This is a genomic window from Spiribacter onubensis (assembly GCF_040838425.1).
Lineage (GTDB): Bacteria > Pseudomonadota > Gammaproteobacteria > Nitrococcales > Nitrococcaceae > Spiribacter > Spiribacter onubensis.
Map to the genome: position 1 here is coordinate 251,046 of NZ_JBAKFI010000004.1, position 15,291 is coordinate 266,336.

At 65.5% G+C, this 15,291-nt stretch carries 14 protein-coding genes; 7 read left to right on the plus strand and 7 right to left on the minus strand.

What is annotated here, in order from left to right; all coding sequences use genetic code 11:
• Positions 1-4: 4 nt before the first annotated feature.
• From crcB to V6X63_RS08950, 4 genes are all read right to left on the minus strand, one after another.
• A complete protein-coding gene (gene crcB, locus V6X63_RS08935) occupies positions 5-388 on the minus strand; it encodes a fluoride efflux transporter CrcB (RefSeq protein WP_367978688.1) in 384 nt (127 codons plus the stop codon).
• Between the two features lie 63 nt (positions 389-451).
• On the minus strand, positions 452-1,750 hold the full coding sequence (locus V6X63_RS08940; RefSeq protein ID WP_367978689.1) for a replication-associated recombination protein A: 1,299 nt from the start codon (positions 1,748-1,750) through the stop codon (positions 452-454).
• On the minus strand, positions 1,747-2,415 hold the full coding sequence (gene lolA, locus V6X63_RS08945; protein ID WP_367978690.1) for an outer membrane lipoprotein chaperone LolA: 669 nt from the start codon (positions 2,413-2,415) through the stop codon (positions 1,747-1,749). Before lolA ends, V6X63_RS08940 begins: the two co-directional genes overlap by 4 nt.
• A gap of 2 nt (positions 2,416-2,417) precedes the next feature.
• Complete coding sequence (locus tag V6X63_RS08950) at positions 2,418-4,763, minus strand: DNA translocase FtsK (RefSeq protein WP_367966210.1); 2,346 nt, start codon at positions 4,761-4,763, stop codon at positions 2,418-2,420.
• 109 nt (positions 4,764-4,872) lie between these two features.
• Here V6X63_RS08950 and V6X63_RS08955 point away from each other — a divergent pair, with 109 nt between their 5' ends.
• The 4 genes from V6X63_RS08955 (at position 4,873) to infA (ending at position 7,755) form a co-directional block, all read left to right on the plus strand.
• A complete protein-coding gene (locus tag V6X63_RS08955) occupies positions 4,873-6,006 on the plus strand; it encodes a GNAT family N-acetyltransferase (RefSeq protein WP_367978691.1) in 1,134 nt (377 codons plus the stop codon).
• Positions 5,999-6,748 carry a leucyl/phenylalanyl-tRNA--protein transferase gene (aat, locus tag V6X63_RS08960; protein WP_367966208.1) on the plus strand — a complete coding sequence of 250 codons (750 nt, stop codon included), beginning with the start codon at positions 5,999-6,001 and terminating at the stop codon, positions 6,746-6,748. Before V6X63_RS08955 ends, aat begins: the two co-directional genes overlap by 8 nt.
• Positions 6,741-7,463 (plus strand): arginyltransferase, encoded by a 723-nt coding sequence (locus tag V6X63_RS08965; protein ID WP_367966207.1) that lies wholly within the window; start codon positions 6,741-6,743, stop codon positions 7,461-7,463. Before aat ends, V6X63_RS08965 begins: the two co-directional genes overlap by 8 nt.
• A gap of 73 nt (positions 7,464-7,536) precedes the next feature.
• Positions 7,537-7,755 carry a translation initiation factor IF-1 gene (gene infA / locus V6X63_RS08970; RefSeq protein WP_367966206.1) on the plus strand — a complete coding sequence of 73 codons (219 nt, stop codon included), beginning with the start codon at positions 7,537-7,539 and terminating at the stop codon, positions 7,753-7,755.
• Positions 7,756-7,761: 6 nt separating this feature from the next.
• Here the strand turns inward: infA and clpA are convergent, their stop codons facing one another.
• Together clpA and clpS are read right to left on the minus strand one after the other, a co-directional pair.
• A complete protein-coding gene (gene clpA / locus V6X63_RS08975) occupies positions 7,762-10,032 on the minus strand; it encodes an ATP-dependent Clp protease ATP-binding subunit ClpA (protein WP_367966205.1) in 2,271 nt (756 codons plus the stop codon).
• A 58-nt stretch (positions 10,033-10,090) separates the two neighbouring features.
• Positions 10,091-10,411 (minus strand): ATP-dependent Clp protease adapter ClpS, encoded by a 321-nt coding sequence (clpS, locus tag V6X63_RS08980; RefSeq protein WP_367966204.1) that lies wholly within the window; start codon positions 10,409-10,411, stop codon positions 10,091-10,093.
• Positions 10,412-10,504: 93 nt separating this feature from the next.
• Between clpS and mnmA the strand changes: the two genes are divergently transcribed.
• The 3 genes from mnmA (at position 10,505) to acnA (ending at position 15,113) form a co-directional block, all read left to right on the plus strand.
• Positions 10,505-11,626, plus strand: coding sequence for a tRNA 2-thiouridine(34) synthase MnmA (mnmA, locus tag V6X63_RS08985; RefSeq protein ID WP_367966203.1), 1,122 nt, complete (start codon positions 10,505-10,507; stop codon positions 11,624-11,626).
• Complete coding sequence (gene hflD / locus V6X63_RS08990; protein WP_367966202.1) at positions 11,613-12,230, plus strand: high frequency lysogenization protein HflD; 618 nt, start codon at positions 11,613-11,615, stop codon at positions 12,228-12,230. The genes mnmA and hflD overlap by 14 nt, the downstream gene beginning before the upstream one ends.
• A 132-nt stretch (positions 12,231-12,362) precedes the next feature.
• Positions 12,363-15,113 carry an aconitate hydratase AcnA gene (acnA, locus tag V6X63_RS08995; RefSeq protein ID WP_367978692.1) on the plus strand — a complete coding sequence of 917 codons (2,751 nt, stop codon included), beginning with the start codon at positions 12,363-12,365 and terminating at the stop codon, positions 15,111-15,113.
• A 54-nt stretch (positions 15,114-15,167) separates the two neighbouring features.
• Here the strand turns inward: acnA and V6X63_RS09000 are convergent.
• Positions 15,168-15,291, minus strand: a 124-nt coding sequence (locus tag V6X63_RS09000; protein WP_367978695.1) for a transposase, incomplete at its 5' end; no start/stop codon positions are given.

Sequence of the window (15,291 nt, forward strand, 5' to 3'; positions counted from 1 at the left end):
CATCCTAGAAATTTCGGGTCAACATGATACCCGCAAGGGCAGCGGCCAGGCAGGTCGCTACGCTCACCAGTATGTAGATCATCGCCCTCGCCGTGGCGCCGGTGCCGAACATCGCAAGGGCGTCCATCGAGAACGCCGAGAAAGTGGTGAAGGCGCCCAGCAGACCGACCGTGAAAAACAACCGCCAGGCGGGCGCGACGAGGCCGCGCTCGACCAGCAGCACGAAAGCGACGCCCATGAGCAGGCTGCCCAGCACATTCACGGCCAGGGTGCCCCAGGGAAACCCGCGGGGCAGCCATTGTGCCGCTGCCATGGTGGCGCCATGACGCAGCAGGGCCCCCAGCGCGCCGCCGGCGGCAACCGCCGTCCACTCACCGAAGAAGGCCATCGGCCGATTCCTCGCTCACGAAACGGCGGGAGTGTACGCGAATTCGACGGCCCATCGAAGCGCCTACCGGTGACGGGCTGCCGCGTCGAGCCGGGCGAGCCAGTCGAGCCGGTCGGCGATGCGCTTCTCAAGGCCGCGGTCAGTGGGCTGGTAATAGCGCGTGCCGGCCAGCGCATCGGGCAGGTAGATCTCCCCCGCGGCGTAGGCATGCGGTTCGTCGTGGGCATAGCGGTAGTCGTGCCCATAACCGAGGGACTTCATCAGTCGGGTCGGCGCATTACGCAGATGGACGGGCACCTCAAGCGACCCCTGGCTTCGCGCGTCAGCCATGGCGGCATTGAAGGCGCGGTAGACCGCGTTACTCTTGGGAACGGCGGCCAGGTAGGTGATGGCATGGGCGATGGCGAGCTCGCCCTCGGGCGAGCCCAGTCTTTCCTGCGCCTGCCAGGCGTCCAGCGCCACCTGCAGCGCCCTCGGGTCGGCGTTGCCGATATCCTCCGAGGCCATCCGCACGACCCGCCGCGCGATATAGAGCGGATCACAACCGCCATCAAGCATGCGCGCATACCAGTAGAGCGCGGCATCCGGGGCCGATCCGCGAACGGACTTGTGCAGCGCCGAGATGAGGTCGTAGAAGGCGTCTCCGCCCTTGTCGAAACGCGCACGCCCGCCAGCGGCCGCTTCGCGGATCAATGCCAGGTCGATCCGGCGGGCATCGCCGGCGAGATCGGCGGCCACCTCCAGCAGACTGAGCGCGGTCCTGGCGTCCCCATCGGCGAGCCGCGTGAGCGCATCGCGGGCGTCACCCGCCAGCGCGAGCCCGTCTTCGGCGAGACCGCGCTCGGCATCGGCCATGGCGGCATCAATCAGCCGGCCGATATCCCCGGCTTCCAGCGCCCGCAGGACATAGACCCGCACCCGGGAGAGGAGCGCGTTGTTCAGCTCGAAGGAAGGGTTCTCGGTGGTGGCCCCGATGAACAGCAACGTGCCGTCCTCGATGTAGGGAAGAAAGGCGTCCTGCTGCGCCTTGTTGAATCGATGCACTTCGTCGACGAACAACAGGGTGCGTAGCCCCGCCTCGCGGTTGCGCTGACCGCGTGCCGCCGCCTCGCGAATATCCTTGACGCCAGCCATGACCGCCGAGAGGGTCAGGAACTCGGCCTCCGCCGCGGTGGCCACCATACGCGCCAGGGTTGTCTTGCCGGTCCCCGGCGGCCCCCACAGCACCATGGAGTGGGGCCGCCCGGCGGCAAGCGCCTCGCCCAGCGGGCGCCCCGGGCCCAGCAGATGGGCCTGGCCGACGAACTCCGCCGGTGTTCGGGGGCGCATGCGATCCGCGAGCGGGCGACTTCGATCAATCATGACCCCTGCATGACATCCGCGCCGGCGGGGGGTTCGAACTGGAAGCGGCCTGGGCTCAGATCGGGATTCAGGGTCAGGTCACGCAGGACAACCTCGACCCGCTGTCCCAGCCCATCCTCCACCGTGATCGATACCGGAATGCCCTCCTCCAGCTCCAGTTGTACCCGCTGGAAATCCCAGGCCGGATCGGTAGGTCGCAGGATGACGACATCCTCACCACCGGCGGTGAGTGAGAAATTCTCCTCGAGCCGTGACAGGTCACCGCTCAGCAGCTGCGCGGCCCCCACACCGAGCGCCTCTTCGAGGGGGCGGACCACGACCTGCTCGAGCGCCACGTCATGGACCCAGAGTTTTTCACCGTCGGAGACGATGAGCTGCTCCCAGGGGGTGCGGTAATCCCAGACGAACCGCTGCGGACGGGCGATGACGAAATGCCCACTCGCCTCTTCGATCACCTCGCCCGTCTCGTCGCGGGTCGTCTGGCGAAATGCCCCGGCGAGCGTCTCCACGGCCTCGAAATAGTGGGTCAGGCCAGCGACCGGGCCGTTGTCCTCGGCCTCCGCACTGCCCTCCTGCCCGGCCGCCCGGGTCACGGAGAACGCGGCGAGCAGAACGACGACGATCAGGAAAACCGGCATGGCCAGGCAGTGACGCACCCACATCATGTTCAGTCCCCGGGAGGTGGTGGCGCGATGACCTCGCGCGATCCATTGGCCTGCAGCGGGCCGACGATCCCCGCCGCCTCCATCTCCTCGACCAGCCTCGCCGCCCGGTTGTAGCCGATCTTCAGCCGTCGCTGGACACCGGAGATGGAGGCCTTGCGGGTCTCGGTGACGATACGGACCGCCTGGTCATAGAGGGGATCCGATTCGCCGCCGCCGGCACTCATCTCCCCGGGCAAAGCCCCCAGCGCGGCGGCCTCGCCCTCGCTTTCATCGAGGATGCCGTCGACGTACTCCGGTTCGCCGCTCTGCTTGAGGTGCTCGGCGACGCGATGGACCTCGGCGTCGGATACGAACGCACCATGAACCCGCTCCGGAATGCCGCGGCTGCTCGGCCCCAGATAGAGCATATCGCCATGACCCAGCAGCGACTCCGCGCCCATCTGGTCGAGGATCGTCCGCGAGTCCACGCGCGAGGATACCTGGAAGGCCATGCGGGTGGGGATATTGGCCTTGATCAGGCCGGTGATGACGTCCACGGACGGGCGCTGGGTGGCCAGAACGAGGTGTATGCCCGCAGCGCGGGCCTTCTGCGCCAGCCGGGCGATGAGCTCCTCAACCTTCTTGCCGACCATCATCATCATGTCGGCGAATTCATCCACGACCACGACGATATAGGGTAGCGGCTCCAGCATCGGTGCCTGCGGCACCTCGCCGTGGCCGTCCAGGGTCGGTTCGACCCGCCCTTCCGGCGCACGCCAGAGCGGATCGGTGAGCGGCTCACCCCGCTCCCGGGCGTCACGGATCTTCCGGTTGGCGCCGCCGATGTTGCGCACGCCGAGGCTGGCCATCAAGCGATAGCGTCGCTCCATCTCGCCAACGCACCAGCGCAGGGCGTTGGCCGCCTCCTTCATGTCGGTCACCACCGGCGCCAGCAGATGCGGGATGCCATCGTAGACCGAGAGCTCCAGCATCTTCGGATCGATCATGATGGTGCGGACCTGCTCGGGACCGTTCTTGTAGAGCAGGCTGATGATCATCGCGTTGATGCCCACCGATTTACCCGAGCCGGTGGTACCCGCGACCAGGAGATGCGGCATCTTGGCAAGATCCACCACCTGGGTATAGCCGCCGATGTCCTTGCCAATGGCCAGCGTCAGCGGCGATGCCGCCTTATCGAAGGCTTCCGAGCGAATGATCTCGGACAGCGCGATGACCTGGCGATGCTCGTTGGGGATCTCAAGCCCCACCACCGACTTGCCGGGAATGACCTCGACGACACGGACTGCCGTGACCGACAGCGCCCGGGCCAGGTCCTTGGCGAGATTGGTGATCTGGCTCACCTTGACGCCGGCGGCGGGCTTGAGCTCGAAGCGTGTGATCACCGGGCCGGGCTGCACCGCGACCACTTCCACCTCGACACCGAAGTCGCGCAGTTTATGCTCGACCAGCCGGGACATGGCCTCAAGGGCCTCCGGCGTATAACCGGGCTGCTCGGCCTTGGGCGCATCGAGCAGCGAGACCGGCGGACGCTCGCCAGGCGCCGGCGGTTTATCGAAGAGCTGGATCTGCTGCTCCTGACGTGCCTTCTCGCTCGGCCGGGCCTCCTTCGCTGGCGGGGCAATGGCCGGTTTCTGTCGTTTGCGCGCCCGGCGGCGCTCTTCGCGCCGGGCCACCTCCCGTTCGCGACGCGCACGCCGGGCCATGATCCGATCATGGATCCAGGCCCGCAGCAGGGCCAGATACTTGCCCTGGGCGAGGATGAAATGCCCCAGCTGATCCATGAGCGCGATCCACGAAAGCCCGGTGAACAGCGTCACGCCGGCAAGGAGCACCGCCAGCGCCAGTAGCGTGGCACCGGTGAAACTGAATGCCTCCCTGATCTGGTCGCCGACGAGATTGCCCAGCACCCCGCCGGAGCTCAGCGGCACGGTCCCGGCCACCGGCTCGACATGCAGCCTCGCCAGCGCCGCGCCGGCCAGCAGCGTCAGAATGAAACCGAACACCCGCACGCCGATCACACCCCAGTGCACCTCGCCGTCGCGGCGCTGCCACCGGTAGACCAGCGTGGCGAGCAGCCCGATCAGCACCGGGAAGAGAAACGCCAGATAACCGAAGAGGTAGAGGCTCAGATCCGCCCAGTACGCGCCCACGACGCCTCCGGCATTACTGAGCCCGGCCGCCGGACCGGAATGACTCCAGCCCGGATCGGCGGGGTTGTAGGTGATCAGCGCCAGCATGAGGAAGCCCGCCACCGCCATCAGCAGCAGTAGGGCCGCCTCACGGAGCATCCGGCCGATCTGCTGGCTGATGGGGGTCACGGGCTGCCGGGCTGTTGTCTTGCCTGCCATGGCGCTGAGTGTACAGTAGGCGCCTGACCTTTAGCAGCGGGATGACCCCGGGCACTTCACGACGCCATCTGCGGTCTGTCGAGGCATGCAACTCAGAGCGATACCGGCAATGCGCGAGATCGACCCCCGGCGCTGGAATGCGCTGCAGGGGGCCGACAATCCGTTCCTGCGTCATGAATTCCTCGATGCGCTGGAGCGCCACGGCGCCGTGTCCCGCGAAAACGGCTGGATCCCCTACCACCTGCTGCTTGAGGACGGCGAGACCCTGACCGCCGCCGCGCCCGCCTATATCAAGGGCAACTCCTGGGGCGAATTCGTCTTCGACTTCGCCTGGGCCCATGCCTACGAGCGCAATGGCATGGCGTATTACCCCAAGCTGATCATCGCCGTGCCCTACAGCCCGGTGAACGGACCGCGCATGCTGCTGAACCCCGACTATCCCGCCGAGGGACTGCGTCATGCGCTCGCTGATGGCGCCCGTCAGATGGCCGACGCGATGGAAATCAGCTCGGTGCACTGGCTGTTCGCGCGGGATGCTGACATGGACATTCTGGAGGAGGCGGAATACGCCCGCCGCGAGGGCTGCCAGTATCACTGGCGAAATGCCGGCTACGCCGACTTCGATGATTTCCTCGCCGGCCTCAGCGCAAAGAAGCGCAAAAATATCCGCCGCGAACGTCGTCGGGTGACGGAACAGGGCCTGGCACTGCGGACCGTCCACGGCGATGAGGCCAGCCCGGCGCTATGGGAGGCCCTGCATGGGTTCTACGAGGACACCTTCCATGCCCACGGCAACCTGCCGGTCATCACACGCGACTGCTTCATCGAGCTCGGCGGGACGCTGGGCGACCGCATCGTGCTGTTCGTGGCCGAAGACGATGGTGAGCCGGTCGCCGGCGCGATCTGCCTGCTCAGCGAGGATACGCTCTATGGCCGCTACTGGGGTGCCGCACGGGAATACGATGGACTGCATTTCGAGGCCTGCTATTACCAGGGCATCGACTACTGCATCCGGCACGGCCTGACACGCTTCGAGCCCGGTGCCCAGGGCGAGCACAAGGTGGCGCGGGGCTTCCTGCCGGTGCTCACGCACTCGGCCCATTACCTGCGTGATGCAGAGTTCCGCGCGGCGGTGGACGACTTTCTCGAGCGCGAGCGACCGGCGGTGGCCCGCTACGCCCATGATCTGACCATCCAGGGCCCTTACCGGCCGGACGTCCTGGAGCAGCTCCCCCGTGACTGACGCCCTGCTGCCGATTCCCTGGCTGGCACCCGATGACGAGACCACGCCGCTGCCGGACCCCGAAACCGCCCTCGCCGAGCCCAATGGCCTGCTCGCCATCGGTGCCTCACTATCACCCGGGCGGCTCCAGGCCGCCTACCGCGCCGGCGTATTCCCATGGTACTCGCCGGGCGAGCCGATACTCTGGTGGAGTCCGGACCCTCGAGCGATCATCCCGCCATCCGGTTTTCATATCAGCCGCTCGCTCCGCCGCGCGCTGCGTCGGGACGACTACCGGGTCAGCCTGGACACCGCCTTCGACGCCGTGGTGGCGGCCTGTGCCGAACCCCGGGCGGATCAACTGGGCACGTGGATCACCACCGATATGCGGGCCGCCTACAGTCGCCTTCATGTCGCTGGGCTTGCCCACTCCATCGAGGTCTGGCGGGGAGATGCGCTCATCGGCGGCCTCTACGGGGTCTCGCTGGGGAGCGCCTTTTTCGGCGAATCCATGTTCAGCCGCGCCCCGAACGGGAGCAAGATCGCCATGGCGTGGCTGATGCGGCAGATCCAGGCCTGGGGCTTCCACTTCCTCGACTGCCAGATGCCCACCGCTCACCTGCTCCGCATGGGTGCCGAGGAAATTCCCCGCAAGCGTTTCCTTCTGGCTCTGGCCGCCAGCCAGCGTCAGCCGACGCGAACCGGTCCCTGGCAACTGGAGATCACCCGCGGCGCGGTCACCGGGGAGTGGGATGATGACTGAGGCCCGCAGCACCCGGCGTATCCGGCTGTTCGGTACCGGCTATCGCCCATGTCCGTACCTGCACGACCGGCCCTCGCAGTTCGATTTCGTCGACCCGCGCCTCTCGCCGACGCCGGCCCTCTACGACGAGCTGCTCGCCCAGGGATTCCGGCGCGGTGGAGAACATATCTATCGAACCGCCTGCCCCGGCTGCCACGCCTGCCAGAGCCTGCGCATTCCTGTCGCTGACTTCCGGCCAAGACGACGGCATCGCCGGTGCCTGCGCGACAATGCGGATATCGAACCGGTCAACGTCGGGTTCCGCTACCGGCCCGAGCATTTCGACCTCTACAGCCGTTATGTCACCGCGCGTCACCCAGGCGGCGGCATGGACGAGGCCGACCCCGATCTTTACTGGCAATACCTGACGGCCAGCTGGTGTCCGACCGAATTCATCGAACTGCGCCGGCGACCCGGCGGCGAGCTGCTTGGCGTCGCGGTGACCGATGACACGGGCGGTGCCCTCTCGGCGGTCTATACCTTCTACGAACCCGATGCCGTCCGGCGGGGTCTGGGCACCCTGGCGATTCTCCTGCAGATCGAGGAGGCGCGGCGGCGGCGCCGTGAGTGGCTTTACCTCGGATACTGGATTGCCGGCTGCCCGGGCATGGACTACAAATCGAGCTTCCGGCCGCACGAGCGCCTGTCATCCGAGGGCTGGATCCCGAGCGATTAGCGCGCGGAGTTATTGGTGAACGCCCCGGGCTCCGGTAGAATCCTCGCTTTTACGGCCATAAGAGAGAGGCTGAATGGCGAAGGAAGAAAACATCCGGATGCAGGGCACCATCACCGAGGTGATGCCCAATACGATGTTCCGTGTCGAGCTGGAGAATGGTCACACCGTGACGGCTCACATCTCGGGCAAGATGCGCAAGCACTACATCCGCATCCTGCGGGGTGACAAGGTCACCGTGGAGCTGACCCCCTACGACCTCAACAAGGGCCGGATCGTCTATCGCGCCCGCTGAGCCGGTCTATTCGACCGGCTCCGGCGTATCGATGTGAAAGGCCAGCGCTTCCCCGGTTTCATCCAGACCCACCTGCACATGGCCACCATTGGCGAGGCGTCCGAACAGCAGCTCGTCGGCCAGTGGCCGTTTGAGCTTGTCCTGGATGAGCCGTGCCATCGGCCGCGCCCCCATCTTCGGATCATAGCCCTGCTCCGCCAGCCAGGCCCTGGCTTCGTCGCTCACCTCGAGGGTCACACGCTTCTCCGCCAGCTGATGGCGTAACTCACGGATGAACTTCTCCGCCACCCGCTGAATCACCTCGGCGGCCAGGCCGTTGAACTGAATGATGGCATCCAGTCGATTGCGGAACTCCGGCGTGAACTGCTTGCGGATGACCTCGAGGGCATCGCTGCTCTGATCCTGCGGGGTGAAACCGATGGTCCGTCGGCTCTGCTCCTCCGCACCGGCGTTGGTGGTCATCACCAGTATCACATTGCGGAAGTCCGCATGCCGACCGTTGTTGTCGGTCAGCGAGCCGTGGTCCATCACCTGCAGGAGCAGATTGAAGACATCCGGGTGCGCCTTCTCGATCTCATCGAGAAGAACCACCGAATGCGGATGCTTGAGCACCTCCTCAGTGAGCAGCCCACCCTGGTCGAACCCCACATACCCCGGTGGTGCACCGATCAGTCGCGAGACAGTGTGCCGTTCCATGTACTCGGACATGTCGAACCGGATCAGGTTGATGCCCATGATCTCGGCCAGCTGCCGGGTCACTTCGGTCTTGCCGACACCGGTCGGTCCGGCGAACAGGAAGCTGCCCACCGGCTTTTCGGTGTCGCGCAGTCCGGCCCGGGACATCTTGATGGTCGCCGCGAGCGTGTCGATGGCCTCGTCCTGGCCATAGATGACGCGCTTGAGATCCTTCTCCATCGTCTCGAGCAGGCGCATGTCCGAGGTGGACACGCGCTTGGGCGGAATACGTGCCATCTTGGCAACGATGGTCTCCACATCGCCGACGCCGACCGTCTTTTTCTTGCGCGACGGCGGCAGCAGACGGAGATTGGCACCGGCCTCGTCGATGACATCAATTGCCTTGTCCGGTAGGTGCCGGTCGGTGATGTACTTGGCCGCCAGCTCTGCCGCCGATTCCAGCGCCGGATGCGTATAGCGGACCCCATGGTGCGATTCGAACCGATCCTTCAGTCCACGGAGGATCTGCACGGTTTCATCCACCGTCGGCTCCGGCACGTCGATCTTCTGGAAACGCCGGGCCAGGGCGCGGTCCTTCTCGAACACCCCGCGATACTCCTGGTAGGTGGTGGAGCCGATGCACTTCAGCTCACCGCTGGCCAGCATGGGCTTGAGCAGGTTGGAGGCATCCATGACGCCCCCCGATGCCGACCCCGCGCCGATGATCGTATGGATCTCGTCAATGAAGAGGATCGCGTGATCTTCCTTCCTGAGCTGGGCCAGCAGGCCCTTGAGCCGTTTCTCGAAGTCGCCGCGGTATTTCGTACCCGCCACCAGCGCGCCCAGATCGAGGGAGTAGATCGTGGCGTCGGCGAGCACTTCGGGGACATCGCCATCCTCGATCAGCTTGGCGAGTCCCTCGGCGATCGCGGTCTTGCCGACGCCGGCCTCGCCGACATAGAGCGGATTGTTCTTGCGCCGCCGGCAGAGGATCTGGATGGTGCGCTCGATCTCATGCTTCCGACCGATAAGGGGGTCGGTCCGGCCCTGTCGTGCACGTGCGTTGAGATCCGTCGCGAAGCTCTCCAGCGGCTTGGCGCTACCGCCCTCCTCCGCGGTGTCTCCCTCCTCCTGCGAGGGATCCGGTTCGCTGCTTCCCTCCTCGCCGGAGACTTTGGAGATACCGTGGGAGAGGAAATTCACCGCATCCAGCCGTGAGATGTTCTGCTTGTGGAGGAAGTAGACCGCCTGTGACTCCTGCTCGCTGAAAATGGCCACCACCACGTTAGCGCCGCTGACTTCCTTCTTGCCCGAGGACTGCACATGCAGGATCGCGCGCTGAAGCACGCGCTGGAAACCCAGTGTGGGCTGCGTCTCACGGTTGTCGTTGGGCGGCAGCAAGGGGGTGGTCTCGTCAAGAAACGCCTCCAGGTCCTGACGCAGGGCGTCGAGATCCGCACCGCAGGCACGCAGCACCTCGAGTGCCGCCGGGTTGTCGGTCAACGCCAGCAGCAGATGCTCCACCGTGAGGAATTCATGACGCTTGTCACGCGCCTCTTTGAAAGCGAGGTTCAACGTGAACTCGAGCTCTTTGCTTAGCATCGGCCTCTCACCTGAAATCCTGTTGGTTTGACCCGGGCCGTCCCGGATCGGTTCCGGCTCATGCGGGCTCCATCGTGCACATGAGCGGGTGATCATTCTCGCGGGCATGGTCGTTGACCTGATCGACCTTTGTCTCCGCAATGTCGCGGCTGTAAACGCCGCAGACTCCCTTGCCGCGGGTGTGGACATGGAGCATGACCTGCGTGGCCTGGTCACGGTCCATCCGAAAGAACGTCTGCAACACCTCTACCACGAATTCCATGGGCGTGTAGTCGTCATTGAGGAGGACGACGCGATAGAGGGGCGGCTGCTTGACGCTGGGCTTCGCCTCTTCGACCGACAGATCGTCGTCGCGTTTCGGATCGTTCTCTTCACTCATCACCGCACGTCCCGGGGCCGGTATCAACAAGATGGGGATGCCTGACCGATTCTAAAAGGTCGACGGCCGATCGCCAATGTTATCCTGCATGTCATGGAAAGGGATTCACGCGTCATCGTTGGCCTGTCCGGCGGCGTCGACTCGGCGGTCAGCGCCTGGCTTCTGTGCGAGCAGGGCTACCGCGTCGAGGGCCTGTTCATGAAGAACTGGGAGGACGACGACACCGAGACCCACTGCTCGGCCGAAGCCGACTACGCCGATGCCCGCCAGGTCGCGGAGACGCTCGGCATCCCGCTGCATCGGGCGAATTTCTCCGCCGCCTATCGCGAAGAGGTCTTCGAGCACTGCCTGCGGGAATTCCGGGCCGGGCGCACGCCCAATCCCGACATCCTCTGCAACCAGCGCATCAAGTTCCGCGCATTCCTCGATCATGCCCGACGCCTCGGTGCCGATCGGGTGGCCACCGGACATTATGCCGCCATTGGCGGAGAGCCGGGGGCGAGGACCCTGCGCCGGGCGGCCGACGCGGACAAGGACCAGACCTACTTCCTCTACACCCTGGACCAGGAGCAGCTCGAGGCGGCCATCTTCCCGCTGGCCACGCTCACCAAGCCCCGGGTGCGGGCAATGGCCGACTCGGCCGGCTTCGCCAATTTCAACAAAGCGGACAGCACGGGCATCTGTTTCATCGGCGAGCGCGACTTCCAGGCGTTCCTGGCGCGCTACATCGATCGTCGCCCCGGTCCGATCGTGACCGTCGAGGGCGATGAAGTCGGCCGCCACGAGGGGCTCGCCTTCTACACCATCGGCCAGCGCCGCGGCCTCAACCTCGGCGGCCGGGCCGACCGCCCCGGGCTGCCATGGTATGTCGCCGGGAAGGACATGACCGCCAATCAGCTGGTGGTTGCTCAGGGCCATGACCACCCCGCATTGATGAACCATGGACTGCTGGCCGGTGACTGGCACTGGGTGGACGGCCAGGGGCCGGATCAGCCGATCCGCTGCACCGCTCGGCTACGCCACCGGCAGCCGGATCAGCCGGGCCGGCTCGCGCCCTGCGCGGACGGGCGCCGCGAACTGATCTTCGATGATCCACAACGCGCCGTAGCGCCTGGTCAGTCCGTGGTGATCTATGATGGCGAGCGCTGCCTCGGTGGCGGCATCATCGATGAGCGTCTGCCGGTGGAACGGAGCCTGGTCAGTGGCGCAGCCTGAACACGAGCGGGCACTGGCGCTGGGCGCCGTATTCCAGGCGTTGGGCGAAGTCCGCAGCATCGCCGAACATGGCCGCGATGACCGCAGTCGGACAGAGCCCTGCATCACCGGGCTGCTGGGTGATTACCAGGGTTCGGTCGAACGACTCTACGGCCGCCCTGGGGCACTCGACCCGGGCCTGCGCGATGTGATCGGGCATCTGACCCAACCAACCGCCATGCACCTCACCCGCTACCTGATCAGCGTCATGCAGCTCGAGAGACGACTGCGCCGCGACAGGCAGCGCCTGCAGGATCTGGCGCGGGGCCTCGACCGCGCCCGCGCCCAGGCGGATTACTTCGGCGAGCTCACGCACGACAGCGTCATCCACAATCTCGCCGATCTCTACAGTGAACACATCAGCCCGCTGCGGCCGCGGATCCTGGTGCAGGGCCATGCGGTCCATCTGCAGGATGCCCGCAATGCGGCATTGATTCGCAGCCTCCTGCTGGCGGCCATCCGGGCCGCCGGACTCTGGCAGCTCAATGGCGGCGGCCGGTTGCGACTTGTCCTCGGCCGTCGGCGGGTGATCGAATCGGCTCAGGCGGCGCTCGCGGAGACGTGATGCGGTTGATGCAGGGCAACTCGGGGCATCCCATTGCGGCGCTGCATCATGTAGAATTCGGGCCGCGAATCCGGGCGGAAAGCCCATTAAAACAGAGGTGCCTTGCGCGCACGACGATTTCGGGAGGAAGTCATGAGTAACAGTTACGGTGCCCGCGGAACGCTGGACGTGAAGGGCAAGCAATACGAGATCTACCGACTCGATGCGCTCAAGGATCGCCATGACGTCGACCGTCTGCCCTTCTCGCTGAAGGTCCTGCTGGAGAACCTCCTGCGCAAGGAAGACGGACGCAACGTGACCAGCGAGCAGATTGAAGCGCTCTGCAACTGGGATCCCAAGGGGGGACCGGGCGAGCAGATCTCCTTCATGCCTGCCCGCGTCGTCCTGCAGGACTTCACCGGCGTCCCGGCCGTGGTCGATCTGGCCGCGATGCGCGACGCGATGAAGCAGCTCGGCGGCGACCCCAACCTGATCAACCCCCTGGAGCCGGCCGACCTGGTCATCGACCACTCGGTGATGGTCGACCACTTCGGCACCCCCAACGCCCTCGATCTCAATACCAAGATCGAGTTCAAGCGCAACGAGGAACGCTACAAGTTCCTGCGCTGGGGTCAGAAGGCCTTCTCAAACTTCCGTGTCGTGCCGCCGGGGACCGGCATCGTCCACCAGGTCAACCTGGAGTACCTGTCGAAGGCGGTGTTCACCAAGGAAACCGAGAACGGAACGCTGGCCTATCCGGACACATTGGTCGGCACCGACTCCCACACCACCATGGTGAACGGCCTGGGCGTGCTCGGCTGGGGTGTGGGCGGCATCGAGGCGGAGGCCGCCATGCTCGGCCAGCCCATCACGATGCTCGTGCCGGAGGTCATCGGCTTCAAGCTGAACGGCGAGCTGCGCGAGGGCGCGACCGCCACCGACCTGGTACTGACCGTCACCGAGATGCTGCGCAAGAAGGGCGTGGTCGGCAAGTTCGTCGAGTTCTTCGGCGATGGTCTCGACAACCTGCCGCTGGCGGATCGGGCCACCATCGGCAATATGGCACCCGAATATGGCGCCACCTGCGGTATCTTCCCGATCGATGCCGAGACCATCGAGTACCTGCGCGTCTCAGGTCGTGACGAGGAGACCATTGCGCTGGTCGAGGCCTATGCCCGCGAGCAGGGCATGTGGCGGGAAACGGGCTCCCGGCATGCCGACTACACCGATGTGGTGGAGCTGGACCTGGCCGATGTGGTGCCCAGCATCGCCGGGCCCAAGCGGCCCCAGGACCGCATCGCCCTCACCGACGCCAGGCCGGCGTTCCTCGACTACCTGGAAGAGGAACTCACCGCCCGCGGCACCATGCCGGATGCGGACGAGGCCCGCTTCGAGGGTGAGGGCGGCGATACCGCCCCGGGCAATCAGTTCTGGCATGAAGCCGGCGCCGTGAACGTCAAGCTCAACGGTAAGGAATTCATGCTCAATCATGGCGACGTCGTCATCGCCGCCATCACCTCGTGCACCAACACGTCCAACCCTGCGGTTCTGGTCGCCGCGGGCCTGGTGGCCAAGAAAGCGCACGAGCGCGGCCTGACCACCAAGCCCTGGGTGAAGACTTCCTTCGCACCGGGCTCGCAGGTGGTGCCCGCCTACCTCAGCGATGCGGGACTGATGGAACCGCTGGAAGCCCTGGGCTTCAACGTGGTGGGCTTCGGCTGCACGACTTGCATCGGCAACTCCGGGCCGCTGCCGGACGAAATCACCGACGCCATCCGCGAGGGTGATCTCATGGTCTCCGGCGTGCTCTCCGGCAACCGCAACTTTGAAGGCCGCATCCACCCGGACGTCCCCGCCAACTACCTGGCCTCGCCGCCGCTGGTGGTCGCCTATGCGCTGGCCGGGAGCGTCGCAAGGGATATCTCCCGCGATCCCATCGGCGAGGACGGCAATGGCGATCCGGTCTACCTGAAGGACATCTGGCCCAGCCAGAAGGAAATCGCCGACATCATCGAGGATCACATCAACTCGAAGATGTACCGGGAGCAGTACTCCAATGTCTTTGAGGGCTCCACGATCTGGCGCGAGCTGCCGGCACCGGAGGGTGAGATCTACGAGTGGCCGGATTCAACCTATGTCCGCAACCCACCCTACTTCGAGGGTATGGGCCTGGAGCCGGGCGATATTTCGGAGATCAAGCAGGCGCGGTGCCTGGTCAAGGTGGGTGATTCCATCACCACCGACCACATCTCACCGGCCGGCGCGATCAAGGCCGACAGCCCGGCAGGCAAGTATCTGCAGTCGCTCGGCATCCTGCCTCAGGACTTCAACAGCTATGGCTCACGACGCGGCAACCATGAGGTCATGATGCGCGGCACCTTCGCCAACGTGCGGCTCAGGAACGAGCTTGCCCCCGGCACCCAGGGCAGCTGGACCACGTACTTCCCGACGGGTGAGCAGACCTCCATCTATGACGCGGCCATGAAATACAAGGAGGAGTCGACCCCGCTGGTGGTTCTGGCCGGCAAGGAGTACGGCACCGGCTCGAGTCGTGACTGGGCCGCCAAGGGTACGGCACTGTTGGGCGTGCGCATGGTCATTGCCGAAAGCTATGAGCGCATCCACCGCTCCAATCTGGTGGGCTTCGGCGTGGTACCGCTGCAGTTCGCCGAGGGCGACAGCGCCGAGCGCCTCGGACTGACCGGCGAGGAGACATTCAGCATCGGCAGTCTGGATTCGGAGCCCTCCTCGGTCACCGTGCGCGCCGTCACGCCGGATGGCGAGGTCAAGAGCTTCGAGGCACGGGTGCGGATCGACACCCCGACCGAGTGGGAATACTTCCGCAACGGCGGCATTCTGCACTACGTCCTGCGCGGCCTCGCCCAGCGCTCACAGGCGGCCTGAGCCGCTCATCGCGGGGCGGTGCCGCCGCCTCGCGGGTCCTGGACGAAAAAAGGTTCATCGCGCATTACCGGGGTAAGCGGCTCGGATCTTCAGGAAGAAGTACTCATCATCCCGGAAGCCGTAGGCCATTCGCTTGGTGACCTTGATTTTGTTGTTGATGCCCTCGATGAGGCTCTTG